The organism is Corynebacterium sp. (genome assembly GCF_012838985.1).
GTDB lineage: Bacteria > Actinomycetota > Actinomycetes > Mycobacteriales > Mycobacteriaceae > Corynebacterium.
In genome coordinates this window covers 1-16,043 of sequence record NZ_DUOE01000030.1, presented here as the reverse complement: position 1 = coordinate 16,043, position 16,043 = coordinate 1, and the positions used below count along the sequence as shown (strand labels likewise).

General features: G+C 69.9%; 15 protein-coding genes. 3 read left to right on the top strand and 12 right to left on the bottom strand.

Features of this window, described 5'->3' with window-relative positions; genetic code table 11:
* On the top strand, nt 1-118 hold a 118-nt coding region (rpsT, locus tag GXZ33_RS01455), incomplete at its 5' end, for a 30S ribosomal protein S20 (protein WP_291339090.1).
* Between the two features lie 68 nt (nt 119-186).
* Here the strand turns inward: rpsT and GXZ33_RS01450 are convergent.
* The 11 genes from GXZ33_RS01450 to GXZ33_RS01400 all read right to left on the bottom strand — a co-directional run bounded on the left by GXZ33_RS01450 (nt 187) and on the right by GXZ33_RS01400 (nt 9,296).
* Nucleotides 187-834: a LysE family translocator gene (locus tag GXZ33_RS01450; protein ID WP_291339089.1), complete on the bottom strand. Its 648-nt coding sequence runs from the start codon at nt 832-834 to the stop codon at nt 187-189.
* Nucleotides 831-1,220 carry an ankyrin repeat domain-containing protein gene (locus GXZ33_RS01445; protein WP_291339088.1) on the bottom strand — a complete coding sequence of 130 codons (390 nt, stop codon included), beginning with the start codon at nt 1,218-1,220 and terminating at the stop codon, nt 831-833. Before GXZ33_RS01445 ends, GXZ33_RS01450 begins: the two co-directional genes overlap by 4 nt.
* 10 nt (nt 1,221-1,230) lie before the next feature.
* Nucleotides 1,231-2,184, bottom strand: coding sequence for a DNA polymerase III subunit delta (gene holA / locus GXZ33_RS01440; RefSeq protein WP_291339087.1), 954 nt, complete (start codon nt 2,182-2,184; stop codon nt 1,231-1,233).
* A gap of 10 nt (nt 2,185-2,194) precedes the next feature.
* Nucleotides 2,195-3,802: a ComEC/Rec2 family competence protein gene (locus GXZ33_RS01435; RefSeq protein ID WP_291339086.1), complete on the bottom strand. Its 1,608-nt coding sequence runs from the start codon at nt 3,800-3,802 to the stop codon at nt 2,195-2,197.
* Nucleotides 3,799-4,422 carry a helix-hairpin-helix domain-containing protein gene (locus GXZ33_RS01430; protein WP_291339085.1) on the bottom strand — a complete coding sequence of 208 codons (624 nt, stop codon included), beginning with the start codon at nt 4,420-4,422 and terminating at the stop codon, nt 3,799-3,801. Before GXZ33_RS01430 ends, GXZ33_RS01435 begins: the two co-directional genes overlap by 4 nt.
* A 79-nt stretch (nt 4,423-4,501) precedes the next feature.
* Entirely contained in the window at nt 4,502-5,311 is an 810-nt protein-coding gene (locus GXZ33_RS01425) for a DegV family protein (protein ID WP_291339084.1), read from the bottom strand.
* Nucleotides 5,312-6,031: a histidine phosphatase family protein gene (locus GXZ33_RS01420; protein ID WP_291339083.1), complete on the bottom strand. Its 720-nt coding sequence runs from the start codon at nt 6,029-6,031 to the stop codon at nt 5,312-5,314.
* 4 nt (nt 6,032-6,035) lie between these two features.
* On the bottom strand, nt 6,036-6,512 hold the full coding sequence (gene rsfS / locus GXZ33_RS01415) for a ribosome silencing factor (RefSeq protein ID WP_291339082.1): 477 nt from the start codon (nt 6,510-6,512) through the stop codon (nt 6,036-6,038).
* Between the two features lie 94 nt (nt 6,513-6,606).
* Nucleotides 6,607-7,194 carry a nicotinate-nucleotide adenylyltransferase gene (nadD, locus tag GXZ33_RS01410; RefSeq protein WP_291339081.1) on the bottom strand — a complete coding sequence of 196 codons (588 nt, stop codon included), beginning with the start codon at nt 7,192-7,194 and terminating at the stop codon, nt 6,607-6,609.
* Nucleotides 7,191-8,015, bottom strand: coding sequence for a hypothetical protein (locus GXZ33_RS01405; protein ID WP_291339080.1), 825 nt, complete (start codon nt 8,013-8,015; stop codon nt 7,191-7,193). Before GXZ33_RS01405 ends, nadD begins: the two co-directional genes overlap by 4 nt.
* Nucleotides 8,016-8,018: 3 nt before the next feature.
* Nucleotides 8,019-9,296 (bottom strand): glutamate-5-semialdehyde dehydrogenase, encoded by a 1,278-nt coding sequence (locus GXZ33_RS01400; RefSeq protein ID WP_291339079.1) that lies wholly within the window; start codon nt 9,294-9,296, stop codon nt 8,019-8,021.
* 87 nt (nt 9,297-9,383) lie between these two features.
* Between GXZ33_RS01400 and GXZ33_RS01395 the strand changes: the two genes are divergently transcribed.
* Together GXZ33_RS01395 and GXZ33_RS01390 are read left to right on the top strand one after the other, a co-directional pair.
* Complete coding sequence (locus tag GXZ33_RS01395) at nt 9,384-12,158, top strand: PD-(D/E)XK nuclease family protein (protein ID WP_291339078.1); 2,775 nt, start codon at nt 9,384-9,386, stop codon at nt 12,156-12,158.
* Entirely contained in the window at nt 12,155-15,346 is a 3,192-nt protein-coding gene (locus GXZ33_RS01390) for a UvrD-helicase domain-containing protein (protein WP_291339077.1), read from the top strand. Before GXZ33_RS01395 ends, GXZ33_RS01390 begins: the two co-directional genes overlap by 4 nt.
* Here GXZ33_RS01390 and GXZ33_RS01385 read toward each other — a convergent pair.
* On the bottom strand, nt 15,340-16,043 hold a 704-nt coding region (locus tag GXZ33_RS01385; RefSeq protein ID WP_291339076.1), incomplete at its 5' end, for an NAD(P)-dependent oxidoreductase. The genes GXZ33_RS01390 and GXZ33_RS01385 overlap by 7 nt on opposite strands.

The window sequence follows — 16,043 nt, the reverse complement described above, 5'->3', positions numbered from 1 at the left end:
TCAGCTCCGCGCCGCTTCCCGCGCCCTGGACAAGGCCGTGACCAAGGGCGTGTTCCACCGCAACAACGCCGCCAACAAGAAGTCCTCCATGGCCCAGGCCTTCAACAAGCTCGGCTAAAGGTACTTCAACGACAAGACCCGGTTCCCCTTCCCAGGGGTTCCGGGTCTTTTTGTGCTTTCCGACGTCTACCTCTGCAGATCCTCCATCCCGTTCCACACCAGCACCACGCCGGCGACGAGGAAGAAGATGCCGGAGACCACGTCGATCCACGGCCCGGCGCGCAGGAACTTCTGCTGCATCGCCGGGGTGGACACGAGCAGCGCCATGCCCAGCTGCAGGATGACCGAGGAGATCGACAGCATCGCCACCACACCGATCGCCAGCCACACCGACGGTGACGCCGGCAGCAGCGGGGCGATGAGCGCGGAGAGGAACAGCACGATCTTCGGGTTCGACAGGTTGGTGGTCATCCCGTGGAGGAAGGCGTGACGCAGCCTGCCGAGGCGGGTCTGGGCCTCCTCGAGGTCGGCGGGCGGGGCCTTCCGCTCGCTCAGGCCGCCGGACAGCATGCCGTAGCCCATCCACACCAGCCAGGCGCCGCCGATGAGCTGGAGGAATCCCAGGACCGCCGGAAACGCCGTCAGCAGGGCCGCGAAGCCCATGACGGTGAGGGTGCACCAGAACAGGACGCCGACCTGGATGCCCAGGACCGTGGCGACGGCGTGCCGACGCGAGCGGATGGCCGTCCGCGTGATCAGCAGGATGTCAGGTCCGGGCGACGCCGCGCCCGCGATGTTCAGGATCAGGAGTGCGCCCCACTGCGCGGGGCTCACTCCGTTACGCCGAGGCGGGCCAGTGCGTCGTGCATCTGGAACAGTCGGGCAGTCTCCACTGCGGAGGGCGCACCCGCCTGCGGGTCGGCCCCCGCGGCGACGAGGGTGTCCACGACCTCGTCGTACTTCTTGAACACGGCGCCCGCCAGCGGGGTCTGTCCGCGGTTGTTCTGCTTGTCGACGTCCGCCCCGCGCTCCACCAGCGCCTGCACGATGCCGTTGTGGCCCGCGTAGGCGGCGAGCATGAGGAGGGTGTTGCCGTCCTGGTTGGCCAGGTCCGGGCTCACGCCGTTGTCGAGGTACTCGATGAGGGCGTCGTCACCGTTGCGGGCCATGTCGAAGAGACGCGTGGCGAATTCACGGACGTCGTCGGGAATCTCGGTCATGGCGTCAATCCTAGCCCGCGAGTTCGGCCACCCGGCGCACCGCGTGCTCGATGGCGAACTCCGGATCCCCGCCCTGTCCCTTCACCTCCGCGTCGAGTTCCGCCATGAGGATGACGGCCTTCGAGACGTTGTCGCCGGACCAGCGGCGGGCCACCCGGGAGGTCTTCTCCGCCAGCCACGGCGGCATGCCGACCTGACCGGCCAGCACGTTGAAGTTGGTCGTGCGGGTCGAGTACAGCCGGGCGATGCCGGCGACCTTCATGCTCAGGGCGGTGGCCAGGGCCACCGGGTGCATGCCCAGCTGGAGGGCGCGGCGGCAGCTGGCCACGGCGCGGGCGGTCTGCCCGGTGACGGCGAGGTCGGCGATGTCGAAGCCCGACACCTCGGCCACCCCCTCGTAGTAGGCGCGGACCGTCTCGACGGTCACCTCCCCGTCGGTGTCGGAGACCAGCTGCGACACCGCGGAGGCGAGTTCGCGCAGATCGGAGCCGACGCCCTCTAGCAGGGCGTGGATGACGTCCGGGGTGGGCCGCACGCCGTGGGAGCGGAACTCGTTGGTCACCCACGCGGTGCGGTCGCTCGGCTTGAGCGGGGTGGCCTCGTGGACCTGCGCCAGTTTCCGGTACTTCGCCACCATCGCCTTCTGCCGGCCGCCGCCGGTGTGGTGGATGATGATCGTGATGCCCGGCGCGACGTTCCTGCACGTGGCCAGCAGCAGCTCGTTGGGTTCCTTGCCGGCGATCTCGGTGTGGGTGATGATCACCGCGCGGTCCTCGCCGAACAGGGAGGGACTGGTGGCGTCGATGAGCTCGGGTCCGCTGACCTCGTTGGCCCGCATGATGGTGAGCTCGAGGTCGGGGGCCTGCGCACGCAGCTGATCGAGGATCGAACGACGGATGCGCTCGCCGAGGAAATCCTCTTCCCCGAGGATGAGGTGGACGGGTGCTACTGCGGGCGCGGACATGCTGACCATCCTAGAACCTCCCGTCACGGGCGTGCTGGGTGCCGTCGACATGGAGGGTGACCTCGCCGTCGCGGTGCGGGAAGAGGACGGGTACTCCCCCGCGGGTGACGGTGGGCCGCCCGGCGGGACTGCCGTCCGGGTCGAGCACGACGATCACCTGGGTGCCGGGTGGGGCACGGTCGACGTCCGCGAGCTTCCCGACGACATGCACGTTGAGCGAGTCCAGCGGGACCTCCGCGGGTGGGCGGGAGAGGTCGGCGTTCCACACCCACCACGCGACGACGATGAGGAGGGTCACCCAGGGCCGTCCTGCGAGCAGCCCGGCGAGGATCCAGCCGTAGGCGAGGAGCACCCACACCGGCTCCGCGGGCACCGTCGACGCGGGCAGGTCGGCGCACCACGAGGCGACGGTGTGGATCCACCACGTGCACGGCTCGAGGAGTTTGAGCGGCAGCCAGGCCCATGGGCCGGGGAGAAGCGCCAGGCCGGCGGCGAGGAAACCCAGCACGGTCACGGGGGCCACCGCCGGGGCGACGAGCACGTTGGCCAGTACGGAGACCACCGACACCTCCCCGGCCATGAGCGCGATGAGTGGGAGGGTGACCAGATCCGCCGCCACCGCCACCGCCAGGGCACGGACGAGGATGTCCGGCAGGCGGGTGCGTGCCAGGGCCGGGTAGAGCAGCGGATGCAGGGCGATGATCCCGGCGGTCGCCGCCACGGAGAGCGCGAAGCCGTAGGAGACGGCCATGTCCGGGTCCCACAGGAGGAGCCCGATGACCGCCAGGCAGAGGCCGTGGATGGGTTCCAGGCGGGTGGAGCCCAGCACCGCGAGCAGCCCGACGAGCCCGGTGACGGAGGCCCGCAGCACGGAGGGCTCGGTGCCGACCAGACCGACGAATACCGCCAGGGACACCACCGCCGCCCCCACCTGGACACGCGGCCCGAGGGTGAACAGCCGGCAGGCCAGCACGGCGGCGGTGGTGACGATGGCGACGTTGGCCCCCGACACCGCGCTGAGGTGCGAGAGACCCGTGTCGATGTACAGCTGCCGCTCCGTACCGGACTGGGCGGAGACGTCGCCGAGCACCATCCCGGGAACGAGACCGCGGGAGGACTCCCCCACCGTCGCGTCGACGGCGTCCCCGAGTGCCGCCCGGACCGTCGCCGCCACCCGCGGCATCCCCGTCGGCCCCGCCAGGACCGTGAGTTCCCCGTTTCCCACCACGTCCGCGAGGCCGGGGCGGCGGGAGGGGGACCAGGCGGCGTCGACGGACACCAGCGAACCGGGCTCCACCGGGTCCTGAGTGAAGACGGTGAGCAGCGCGGGGTGATCGGGGGCGCGGATCCGCACGAGGCCGGAGCCGAGGCCCACCACCCGTCCGGCCAGCTCCTCCGGGGCGCTCCACGCCGCTGCCAGATGCTGTCGCCACGCCGTCGCGCCGGCGGCCAGGCCGCCGAGCACCCCGGTGAACAGCGCCTGCCCCGGCTGCCCCATCAGGAGCAGTCCGGCGGGGACAACGAGGACGAGCAGGGCTGCGAGGGGAATGCCGAGCATCAGGAGGAGCGTGACCGCCCACACCACCACGGCCGCGGGCACCAGGCGGAGTTCACTCACAGGGTGACCTGGTCGCGCAGGGACTCGAACTTGGCGGGGCCGATGCCCCGCACGTCGAGGAGTTGCTCGACGGTGGCGAAACCACCGGTGGCCTCCCGGTGGGCCACGATCGCAGACGCCGTGGCGGGGCCGACCCCGGGCAGCGCGGTGAGCTCGGACTCGGAGGCGGAGTTCAACGACACCCCCGCGGGCGCAGCACCCACCGGGCTCTCTCCCACCACGGGCACCACCAGCTGCTGTCCGTCGGTGAGTTTCTGGGCGAGGTTGAGGGCGGTGAGGTCGGCGTCGGGAAGCGGGGTGACCTCACCCAACGCATCGTGGACCCGGGCGCCCGGCGCGAGGGTGAGCAGGCCGGGCTCCACCACCGCCCCGACCACGGAGACCACCAGCTCCTCCTGCTCCACTGTGGGGGCCTCCACCGCGGGGACCTCGAAGGCCACGGGTTCGGGGCTGCGGGACTGCGCCACCAGCAGCACCCCGACGACGGCGACCACCGCCAGGGCGGCGAGGACGGCGTGACGGACGCTGAGGTGCAGGCGTGGGGTGGGGTAGGTGACGTCGAGAAGATCCTCCTGCCCCGTGGGTCGGGTGAGGTCCTTGAGGCGGTCGAGCGGGCTCATGCCCCTGACGTTAAGGCCGCGGCACGGTCCCCGGAAGGCAGCCGGCGGCAGCCTGTGGACAACTTTGTCCGGATGTCACCTATCTGGGGACAAGATCCTCCGGCTGCGACATGAACACCGCGGAGACACCGATCGCGCCGGCCCCGGTGTGCACCGCGAGGGTCTGCTCCATGGGCAGGGTCATGAGGCTGGAGCCGTCGGGAAGCACCTGCTCGAGCATCCCCTCGAGGTGCGCCGCTGCCTCGGCGGCCGCGTTGTGCTGGATGGCGGCGAAGACGGGGCGGCCGTCGGCACGCTCGATGACCAGCTCCACCAGGCGGGTGAAGGCCTTCTCCTGCGTGCGGGTCTTGCCCACCAGCTCCAGGCGGCCGTCCGTGATCGACATGATCGGCTTGGTGGCCAGCAGCGTCGCCGACAGCGCCGTGCCCGTGGAGATGCGGCCCGACCGGCGGATGTCCTCGATTCCGTGCAGGTAGACCCACGTCGCGGAACGGCTGAGGGTGTCCACCGCGATGTCGTGGCAGGTCTGCAGGTCGGCGCCCTCGGAGGCCAGCTTCGCGGCGGTCATCGCCGCCGCCCCCACCGCCATGCCGACGGAACCCGTCTCGATGACCCGCACCTGCTCATCCGGGAACACCGCCGCCGCCTGCGCCGCCGCCGACCACGTGGAGGACAGCTCCTTGGCCAGGTGCAGCGCCAGCACGCCCTCATCACCGCCGCGTTCCAGCTGGCGGGCGTACGCCGCGACCAGTTCCAGGGAGGACAGACCCGCCGTGGAGGAACCGTCACCGTCGGACATGACATGCAGGTCGACGACGGTGATGCCCAGCTCCTCGACGACGTCGGCGGGCAGCCCGGAGGACGAGTCGGTGACAATACGGACCGGCATTTATCCCATGTTCCATCCGTCGAGGTACCACTGGGCATCCCCGACGGTCTCCGGGGTGAAACGCGGCGCACCCGCCTGGGTGCCGCCGTTGCCGGACTCGACGCCGTGCGACACGTCATCCAGCGCGTCCCGGCTGCCCGGCTGGTAACGCGGGCGGGCGGTGAGCTCGGAACGGCGGGTGTTCTTCAGCCCCGAGAGCATCGGGTACATGCTCACGTCGAGGCCCAGCAGACTGGAGGTCAGGGCGGAGATGGTGCCGCCGTGCGCGACGATGAGGACGGCATGGGAGTCCCAGTCGTCGTAGTCGCGCATGAGCTCCTCGATGACGGGGCGGGCACGACCCGCCACCTGCACGCGGGACTCGCCCCCGGGCGGGGCCCACGTGGCGTCGTGGCGCCAGGCCGCACGCGCACCGGGCAGTTCCTCGTCGACCTCCGCGGAGGTGCGGGACTGCCACTCCCCCAGGTGGGTCTCACGCAGCCGCTCATCGGTCTGCACGTCGAGGCCGAGCTGTTCAGCGATGATCTGCGCGGTATCGTGGGCGCGCGTCAGATCGGAGGAGAGGATGCGGGTGATCGGTGCGTCACTGAGCGCACGCCCCGCACGGGCCGCCTGTTCCCGGCCGAGATCGGACAGGTGGGTGTCCAGCTGACCCTGCATACGACGGGTCGCGTTGTAGTCGGTTTGACCGTGACGGATCAGAATCAGGCGGCGGGTCATGATGTCAGTACTCCTCGTCGGTGTCGCCCGGAGCCTCCGCGGCGAGCGGGATCTCATCGATGGAAGCCACGGCGCGGGTGTCCACGTCGTCCTCGGTCCAGGAACCCGGACGCTCCGGCGGCTCGAGGCCCTCGACCTCGATCAGCGGGCAGTCGCGGTACAGACGGTCCAGTCCGTAGAACTCTCGTTCCGCGTCGCGCTGCACGTGGACGACGATCCCGCCGTAATCGAGCAGCACCCAGCGGTTCTCCCGGTTGCCCTCCCGGCGCAGCGGCTCCACGCCGACCTTGGTGAGCTCATCCTCGACCTCTTCGACGATGGCGCCGACCTGGCGCTCATTGTCCGCCGAGGCCACGACGAAGACGTCGCTGATCGCCATGACGTCGGAGACGTCGATGACCGCGATGTTGCGGCCCAGCTTCTCGTCGGCGGCGAGAGCCGCGATGGTGGCCAGTCGGCGGGATTCGTCAGAAACAGTCACAGATGTCCTTCACAGTCAGCGTTGATGTGGCCTGAATCGTATTCCACGAAACGGGCGCTTTCACCAGTCTACGCGGACACCCGCGCCACCGATATCAGTACAGGTCGTTCTTGTTGATGTACTGCACCACCCCGTCCGGCACCAGGTACCAGACGGGACGTCCCTGGGAGGCCCGCTCGCGGCAGTCGGTCGAGGAGATCGCCATGGCGGGGACGTCGATGAGGTGCACGCGCTCCTGCCGGGCCTCCGGCAGCATCTCCTCGGTGAGCTCATATCCCGGACGGGTGACGCCGACGAACTGCGCGAGGTCGAACATCTTGTCCCAGTCACGCCACGTGAGGATGGACTGCAGGGCGTCCGCGCCGGTGATGAAGAACAGCTCCGCGTCCGGGTACTGCGCCCGCAGGTCCGTGAGCGTGTCGACCGTGTACGTGTCCCCACCCCGGTCGATGTCCACGCGGCTGACGTGGAACTGCGGGTTCGAGGCGGTGGCGATGACGGTCATGAGGTAGCGGTCCTCCGCCGGGGAGACCTTCTTCCGCGCCTTCTGCCACGGTTGCCCGGTGGGCACGAAGATCACCCGGTCGAGGTGGAAGCGGTCCGCCACCTCACTCGCGGCCACGAGGTGCCCGTGGTGGATCGGGTCGAAGGTGCCGCCCATGACACCGATGCGCTCAGTCATGGCTCTGCAGTATATCCGGTGACCCAGCCCGCGAAGGTGTCCGCGACGTGGGCGTCCTCCTCCGTCGCGGTCTCATCCACGTCGAGGAAGTACCGGTTGTGCACTCCCCCACCGGATCCCAGCGCGTCGCCGAGGTTGCTGGACGTCAGGTGGCAGGCGAAGTCACCGTCGAGGCAGTGGCGGTGCCTGTTGCTTATCGACGCCCCCGGCACCCCACCCGGACTGCCGAAGTACAACGCACCCACCAGCTGACCCCGCTCGTGTAACGCACGCTCCTGGGTGACCAGCACCACCGCTCCCTGCGAGTAGCCGACGAGCAGGTATCCGGGGGTGCAGCCGGTGGACTCCTCCCAGGCGTCGACGAAGCCCATCGTGCCGGTGATGCCCGAGTGCAGTCCGCCGACGAGACCGCCGAGGGCGTCCCCGACGATGACGTGCGGCGGGGTGGAACTGAGCAGGGTGCCGACACGGCTGCTCATCTGGAGGGCGTCGAGGTCCTCGTCCTCCCCCGCCAGCGCCGGCAGCGGCAGACGCGCGGGGTAGACGGTGTCGTCCAGGCCGAGGACCTGCACGTTCTGCATGGTCCCCGGGTTACGTGCCTCCGCGAAGTGCAGGAAGGCGCGGATGTTCTCCGCCTCGAAGCCGTTGGACGTCCAGGGCGAATCCGCGTGGTAGCGGGTGGGTTCGAGGTGCTCGTTCTGCTCGCTGCCACGGGCGGCGAGCACGACGACGTCAGGGCAGGTGCCGGTGGACTCCTGCGCCTGGGCCGGCGGGGCGAGGAGCAGTCCACCGGCCAGCAGTACGGCCGCGGGGATCCTCATGTACTAGGGGCGGGTCTGGCCCGTGCCCTGCAGGATCCACTTGGTGGAGGTGAGCTCCGGCAGTGCCATCGGGCCGCGGGCATGCAGCTTCTGGGTGGAGATGCCGATCTCCGCGCCCATGCCGTACTGCTCGCCGTCGGTGAAGGCGGTGGAGGCGTTGACCATGACGGCCGCGGCGTCGACCTCGTCGGCGAACTTCTGCGCGGTGGCGATGTTGCTGGTGGAGATGCCCTCGGTGTGGCCGGTGGTCCACTCCGCGATGTGGGCGATCGCTCCCTCGACACCGTCGACGACCTTGGCGGCGATGTCCATGGACAGGTACTCGTCGCCCCAGTCGGCGTCGTTCGCCTGGACGATGTCCCCGGCGCCGAAGGCCTCGAGCTCGGCGACGTCACCGTGGACGGTGACGTCCGCCTCCTGCAGGGCCTGCACGATGCGGAGCTTGTCGGCGTCGCTGAGGGCGGCGTCGATGAGCACGGTCTCGGTGGCGTTGCACACGGAGCAGCGGCGGGTCTTGCCGTTGAGCAGCATGGCGATGCCCTGCTCCAGGTCACCCTCGGCGTCGATGTAGAAGTGGCAGTTGCCGGTGCCGGTCTCGATGGTCGGGACCGTGGCGTTGGTGACCACCGTCTCGATGAGTCGGGCGCCGCCGCGCGGGATGACCACGTCGACCAGACCACGCGCGGTGATGAGGTCCTGCACGGAGTCATGGGACTCACAGGGCAGCAGCTGGACGGTCTCACGCGGCAGGTCGAACTTCTCGACGACGTCCTGCAGGATCTCCACCAGCTTCGCGTTGGAGGCCTTCGCGGTGCGCGAACCACGCAGCAGGGGGACGTTGCCGGACTTCAGGGCCAGGCCGAAGGCGTCGACGGTGACGTTGGGGCGGGCCTCGTAGACCATGCCCATCACGCCGAGCGGGACACGCACCTGACGCATCTGGATGCCGTTGGGCATGACGCCGCCGGTGAGCACCTCGCCCACCGGGTCCTTGAGGCCCGCGACCTGGCGCAGGCCGCCGGCGATGCCCTCGATGCGGTCGGCGTCCAGGGCCAGACGGTCGATGAGGGCCTCGGTGAGGCCCTCGGCGCGACCGGAGTCGATGTCCTGCTGGTTCGCGGCGATGATGTCGTCGGTCTGGGCGACGAGCGCGTCCGCGGCCGCCAGCAGGATCTCGTTCTTCCGCGAGGTCGGCAGCTGCGCCAGAAGCGGGGCGACGGCCTTGGCCGCCCGGGCCTTGGTCAGTACTTCTTCACGTTCAATGGCGCGGGTGTCAGTCATGGGTATCAAGTGTAGCGAAATCCGCGCATGCGAACGGGCATTCTCATAAGCCCACCCATGTCAGGGGTCGGTCCTAGAGTGAGCCGTATGGACTACTCCGGTGCCCTCCTGGCCGCGCTTCTCGACGCCCGCCGCGACGACCCCGCCCGCCCCGTCACCGTCCTCTGCGGACCGCAGGCCCGGGGTGACGTCATCGTCGCGCTGGCCCAGCACGGTCCGCAGGTGGGTGTGACGGTGCAGACCCTGCCCATGTACCTCAGGGAGCGGGCCCGTGAGCTGGCGCCCCGACTGCCGCTGTCGCGTCAGCGGGTGATGGCGGCGGTGACCACGATCCTGCACGACGAGGACACGGAGTTCCGCCGCCGCGGGCTGGCGGACCAGCCGATGACCCGGCGCGGTGTGGTCCGGGCGGTGCTGCAGCTGCTGGAGCTGCCCCGGGAGTGGCGGCCCGCCCCGGAGGACGCTCCCCTGCCGCGGGCGGTGCACGACATGGCGCAGCGGGTGGAGAGGATGCTCGCGGCGGACTTCTTCACCCCCGCCGAGGTGCATGAACGGGTCCTGTCCACGCCGGACCCGGACCAGATCACCCTCATCCTCGGGGTGGTGGCCGCCTCTCCCACGGAGAAGCGCCTCATCGACGCTCTGCCCGGGACGGTCATCGAGGTCGCTCAACCGGATCCGGGCGAGCAGCGCACCACCTCGTATGTCGACGAGGACGAAGAGGTTCACGGCATCGCCCGCGCCATCCTGGGCGCGCAGCTGGGTGACGGCGGCCCGGTCATCCCCCAGGACACTCCCCTGCACCGCATCGCCGTGGCGGCCTGCGACCCCTCCTACATCGGGCGTCTCAGCCGCGTCTTCACAGCCGCCGGCATCCCTTTCACAGCGCCGTCGACCACCTTCTGGGCGGACGATCCGGCGGTGCGTGCGGTCCGGGAACTCCTGGCGCTCGACCCGGAGCGCCTGCCGCGGCGCTCACTGGCCAGGGCTCTGATCACCGGCAGCCTGCGGGAGGCACCGTCGCTCGAGTGGTTCGACCGGGTCACCCGCCGTCGCGACGTGAGCATCAACGAGGGGCCGGACTGGAAGCTGCTCACCGACGATGGCGTTTCCGGCTGGGTCACGCGCATCCGCGGGCTGGTCGGGGTCGTGTGGGCCGCCGGTTCCTGGCAGGAGACCGCCGCCGCCCTGCAGCAGCTTGTCACCGAGGCCGTGCGACCGACAGACGAGTCGCGGGCGTTCCTCCGCGCGATGATCACTGACCTCGCGGAGCTGGACGGCGCCATGCCTGCCCCTACCCGCGGCCTCGTCCTCGAACTCATCGATGACGTCACCGCGCAGCCCCGCAGCAGCACCACCCACGGACAGGTGGTCATCGGCGCGCTGGACTCGCTCGCCGGCCGGGACCTCGACGCCGCGTTCATCTGCGGAGCCGGGGATTCCGTGCTGCCGGGCACCTGGCCCGCCGACCCGTGCATCGCCACGTCGCAGTCCCGTGCCGACTCCTCCGACTTCCTGCGCCGTCAGGAGGAGCTTCTCAGCGCCGCCGTCGCCTCCGCCAGTCACGTCTTCTTCAGCTATCCCCGTAGCACCCTGGCCGGCGACGGCAGCGGGGAGCCCTCGCCGTGGATCCCGGAAGCCTCGTATCACTCGCCGGGGTTGCACGCCTCGCTGAGCTCGCCGGTGGACGTACCTGTCACGGATGCGGAGGAGCAGACAGTGGCGGCGCTGCACGGCCGCGGCTCGGCGCAGGCCCGCGGTGTCGCCGACCGTCACCGGTGGCGCAGCGCGGGAGCGTCCGGGGATGAGGACGGCGCGGAGTACAACGGGTACGTCTCCGCGGATCTCGGCGCGGGCTTCTTCCGGGACCGGCACGTCTCGGCGTCGGCGCTGGAGAGTTTCACCCGCTCCCCGCTGCTGTTCTTCCTCTCCTACCTCGCAGACGGTCACGTGCTGGAGGATCCGGACGCCACCACCGATATCGACCCCCGTCAGCGCGGACTGCTGTACCACCGGGTCTTCGAGGAGTGGACCCGGCAGGTGTGGCTCACCCCGGAGCCGCGGCCGACCGGTGGCGGCGACATCGACTGGGCTCAGGCCCGCCTCACGCTCCAGGACATCACCACCGAAATACTCGACGCGCAGACCTCCGCCCGCTTCGGTGACGCCGCCTGGCACGCCTTCTGCGCAGATGTCCGCCGCACCGTGGACCGCTGGTTCGAGGGCGAGCGGCAGGACGCCCTCGACGGCTGGATGCCGGTCGGCGCGGAACTGGACTTCGGCGGGGACGACGCCACTCCCCTCACCATCGAGTGCAACGGGGAGCCGGTCGCCTTCCGGGGCACCATCGACCGGGTCGACGTCCGCCGCTCCCCCGGCCGCGTCGAGGTCCGGGTCACCGACTACAAGTCCGGGCGTGCCAGGAACTACGCACACGTGTCCACGGAGACCCCGACGGGCACCGCGAAGGACGGCTACCGCTTCCAGCTGGCGCTCTACGGGACGGCACTCACGGCGGCCGCAGCGGGTCAGCCCGGCCTGCTACCGGAACTCTCCGGGTTGTGGGACGGCAGCCCCGCGACGGTGAGCAGCCGTTTCCTCTTCTTCCACGACGCCGGCACAGACCACACCTGCAGCATCGACATGACGCCCCTCGTGCAGGAGACGTTCACCGCGCAGGTCTCACGCATCCACGACCACATCTGCCACGGCCGCTTCCCCGCCCATTCCGTGGAGGTCACCCCCCGGTGGGGCCCGGATCCCGACATCCTCCGCTTCGGCCCGTCCCTCTACCTCCGGCAGGCAGAGGTCCACAAGCCGGTGTCCATCGATCCGTCCGACGAGAAGGAGTCAGTCCGGTGACCGAGTATTCCGACGCCGCCGCCCGCCACCAGATCATCCACGACACCGGCCGCAACCTCTTCGTCGAGGCCGGTGCCGGCTCCGGCAAGACCCACCTCCTGGTGCAGCGGATTCTCACCCTCGTCCTGGAGGATGGTGTGCCGCTGTCCTCGGTGGCCGCGATCACGTTCACGGAGAAGGCCGCCGGGGAGCTGGTGGCGCGCGTTCGGCGGGCGTTGCAGGAGATTGCCGAGACCGGCCGGATGAAGTTGTTCAAGGAGTTCCGCGAGTTCCCGGGGGCCACCGCCCGGGCGCAGCGGGCGTTGGAGGAGCTGCCGGGTGCCGCGCTGGAGACGCTGCACTCCTTCTGTCTGCGGCTCATCCAGATGTTCCCGCTGGAGGCCGGGGTGCCGCCGCTGGTCCGCAAGTCCGATGATCTCGGGGATTCCTTCGCCTCCGTCGACCGCCACCACCGACTTCTCGGTCTGGTCAACGGGGTCTTCACCGGTGCGGCCGACGAGGAGATCAGGGATCTGGACTGTGGTGTGTCTCCCGCCGACCTCCGCGAATCCATCGAAGTGCTGCTGGACAACGGCGTTCGACTGCACAACATCACCGACCTCGCCGACTGGATGGACGAGCACTGGGGTGAACTCGCCAGCACCATGGAGGCTCCCCTGGCACCTGCGGGGCAGCCTGTGGACCGGGATTTTCTGGGTGCGCTTCAGTCGGAACTGCGGGCCCTCCGCGCCACGTGCACCGTGGACGACGACAAACTGGCGGTGGCGGTCAACGAGCTGATCACCACGCTGTCGAGCCTCTGCGACGATCCGACGGTGGATCTGCAGCAGGTGGAGCCCGTGCTGAAGGCCGGCGGTAGAGGCGGAACCAAGACTGCCTGGGGCCGCCCGGGCGCCGACGTGCGCCGAGAAGTCGAGCGTATCCTCGCTCCCTGGAAGGAGCGTGCCGACGCGCCCCTCATCCGGGCAGTGACCGTCCTCCGCCGCGTGGTCGCCGCCGTGGTGCTTCGCGACGCCGCCCTCCGGCAACGCACCGGGTCCGTCGAGTACCACGACATGATCTACCTGGCGGACGCCCTGCTCCGGGATGAGCAGGTGCAGCAGGCGCTGCTCGCGCGCTTCCACACCATCTGCGTCGACGAGTTCCAGGACACCGACCCCGCACAGCTGCGTATCGTCCGCGCCATCGTCAGCCCGGGGAAGGACCCGGAAGCGGGCTCGCTGTTCCTGGTGGGGGATCCGAAGCAGTCGATCTACCGCTTCCGCCGGGCCGACATCATGACGTACCTCCAGGCCCGCCAGGACAGTCCGGACCTGCTGAAACTGACCACCAACTTCCGCTCGGAAGACACGGTGATCGGTGCCGTCAACACCCTGTTCCGGCATGCCTTCGGCGCGGTCGAGGACACGGAGGGTCTGCCGCGCGTCCCCTACGATGATCTGTCCACCCGCCCGGAAGCCACCCCGAATGCCGGATCGGTCACCCTGCTGCGGGAGGAGGAACCGACGCCGGAGTCCGAGGATCAGGACATCGTCGCCGCCATCCGCAACCTGCACGGGCAGGAGCTGGCACTGAAGGACATCTCCATCCTCTGCACCACACACGCCGTGGCGCGCCGCGTCATGGGCGTGCTCGCCGGGGAGGGGATCCCGTACGTGTCGGAGGCTTCCACCCGCGTCTACGACGACGAGGTGATCACGCAGCTGCGCACCATCCTGCGCGCCGTCGCGGACCCCGCCGACTCCTTCGCCGAGGTCGCGGCGCTGCGGACCACCCTGCTGGGCAGTTCCGACGAGGAGCTCGGTGCCCGGGAGAGACGGGGCGTCGAGAAGCTGCAGGCGTGGCGTTCAGCCGCGGCGGCGATGACGGTCGCCGACCTCATCGACATGGTCATCGCGGACACCGAACTGCCGCAGTCCCTGGCCGCCTCAGGACAGTTGGAGAGATTGGCCCGGGTGCGATTCGTGCAGGATCACGCCCGTCGGTTCAGCGCCGAAACCCATCGTGATCTGCGGGATTTCGTCAGGTGGGCTGATCAACAGGCGAGCTCCCGGGACGGGGCCGGGGATCCGATCCTCGACGACGGCACTGACGGTGTCCGCATCATGACCATCCACGCGTCGAAGGGCCGCGAATTCGAGGCGGTGATTCTCGCCGGCATGGCCGGTTCCGCGCCCTCGAGAGCCGACCGGATCGGCATTGGCGGGGACGGGGTCATCGAGACGAAGATAGGGGTGCCGACGCCCGGCTACGAGCACTTTTCCGCCCGGGACAAGGCTGCCGACGCGGCGGAACGCATCCGCCTGCTCTATGTCGCCGCCACCCGCGCCAAGCGTCACCTGGTCATCCCGCTGGAGATCCCCCGCACCCAGGGCGGCTCCTACGCGAAGCGGGTCGGCACTCCCCTGCTGCTGGCCGCCGAAGACGCCCAGCTACCGGTGGAGACGCGGCCCGGGGTCACCGCCGCCCCACCGCAGGACCCCGCCCTGCAGGACGCGCATCTCGTTGACCTGAAACGCCGGCACCGGAAAGAAGCGCTGGTGGCGCTGCATGAGCGGGCGAGGCATCTCCCCCGGTTGAAGGCCACGGCCATCGTCCACGCCGGGGATCCCGACGCCGGGCTCAACCCCCTCGAGGAGCAGCTGGGCCTCCAGCTGCGCGGCGCGCTGGGTGACGTGGTCATCGGGACCGCGCCGGTCACCGGCAGGCCACTGGCCTCTCACGGCTCCGACTTCGGCACGGCCGTCCACGAGGTGATGGAGAGGATCACCTCGCCGGACGACATCGCGGACGTGGTCCCCACCATCGCCGGGCTCAACGGGCTCAATGAGCGGGCCACCGCTGATCTCGCAGCAGCGGCAACCTCGCTGGCGGAGACCGCGGAGGTCCGCGCCGCGCTGGCGGCCGGGGCAGTGCGCGAGGTTCCCGTCATCGGGATGGTGGAGCAGACCGCCGTGGAGGGTGTCATCGACCTGCTGCACCGGGATCCGGACACCGGGGGCTGGACGATCGTCGACTACAAGACGGACGCCTCGGTCACCGCCGACACCGTGAGCAGTTACTTCGCACAGCTGCAGCTCTACGCCCGGCTCCTGGAGAACACCGTCCACACGCCGGTCACCCGCCTCGTGCTGCTTTTCGTCCGCGACGGGGAGGTGGTCACCAGGGTGCATCAGCTCGCTCAGTAGCCCGCCTCCAGGTCGACCTCGTTCGGCATGCGCTCCCCCGCCTCGAAGGCGGCGGCGTTGTCGACGACGAGACGTCCCGTCCGCTCCTGGATGATCGTGTACGTGTTCGCGGTGTGCGGGGTGATCATGCAGGTGTCGATGCCCCACAGCGGGTGGTCGTCGGGCAGGGGCTCCGGGTCGGTGACGTCGAGGGCCGCCCCGCCGATGACGCCCTCGCGCAGGGCCTCCACCAGGTCGTCGGTGTGCACGAGGGGACCGCGCGCGACGTTGACCAGCACGGCGGTGGACTTCATCTGCGCGAACACGTCACGGTTGATCATGTGCCGGGTCTCCGGGGTGAGGGGTGCGAGCACCACGACGACGTCGGCGACCGGCCACACCTTGTCCACCTCCGCGATGGCGCGGGACTCGTCGGCACCCGCCACCTCCCGCCCGGAGCGGGTGACCGCGATGATCCGCACGCCGAAGACCCGGAGCATCTCGATGAGCTTGACGGCGATGCGGCCCGCCCCGATGATCGCGACGGTCCTACCGTCGAAGAGCCACTGCTTGCGCCGGTCCACCTCCCGGCGCACCGACCAGGTGCCCGCCAGCGTGATCATCTTGTGCATGTGCATCTGGGCCAGCAGGAGCGCGATTGTCGACTCGGCGACCGTGTCGTCGTAGAGCCCCGAGGCGCACGCCCAGCGCACCCCGC

Excerpts from the sequence above, each read along its gene's own strand:
- GXZ33_RS01445 (WP_291339088.1), bottom strand. The coding sequence starts at position 1,220 with ATGACCGAGATTCCCGACGACGTCCGTGAATTCGCCACGCGTCTCTTC.
- holA (WP_291339087.1), bottom strand. The coding sequence starts at position 2,184 with ATGTCCGCGCCCGCAGTAGCACCCGTCCACCTCATCCTCGGGGAAGAG.
- GXZ33_RS01430 (WP_291339085.1), bottom strand. The coding sequence starts at position 4,422 with ATGAGCCCGCTCGACCGCCTCAAGGACCTCACCCGACCCACGGGGCAG.
- GXZ33_RS01425 (WP_291339084.1), bottom strand. The coding sequence starts at position 5,311 with ATGCCGGTCCGTATTGTCACCGACTCGTCCTCCGGGCTGCCCGCCGAC.
- GXZ33_RS01420 (WP_291339083.1), bottom strand. The coding sequence starts at position 6,031 with ATGACCCGCCGCCTGATTCTGATCCGTCACGGTCAAACCGACTACAAC.
- nadD (WP_291339081.1), bottom strand. The coding sequence starts at position 7,194 with ATGACTGAGCGCATCGGTGTCATGGGCGGCACCTTCGACCCGATCCAC.
- GXZ33_RS01405 (WP_291339080.1), bottom strand. The coding sequence starts at position 8,015 with ATGAGGATCCCCGCGGCCGTACTGCTGGCCGGTGGACTGCTCCTCGCC.
- GXZ33_RS01400 (WP_291339079.1), bottom strand. The coding sequence starts at position 9,296 with ATGACTGACACCCGCGCCATTGAACGTGAAGAAGTACTGACCAAGGCC.
- GXZ33_RS01395 (WP_291339078.1), top strand. The coding sequence starts at position 9,384 with ATGGACTACTCCGGTGCCCTCCTGGCCGCGCTTCTCGACGCCCGCCGC.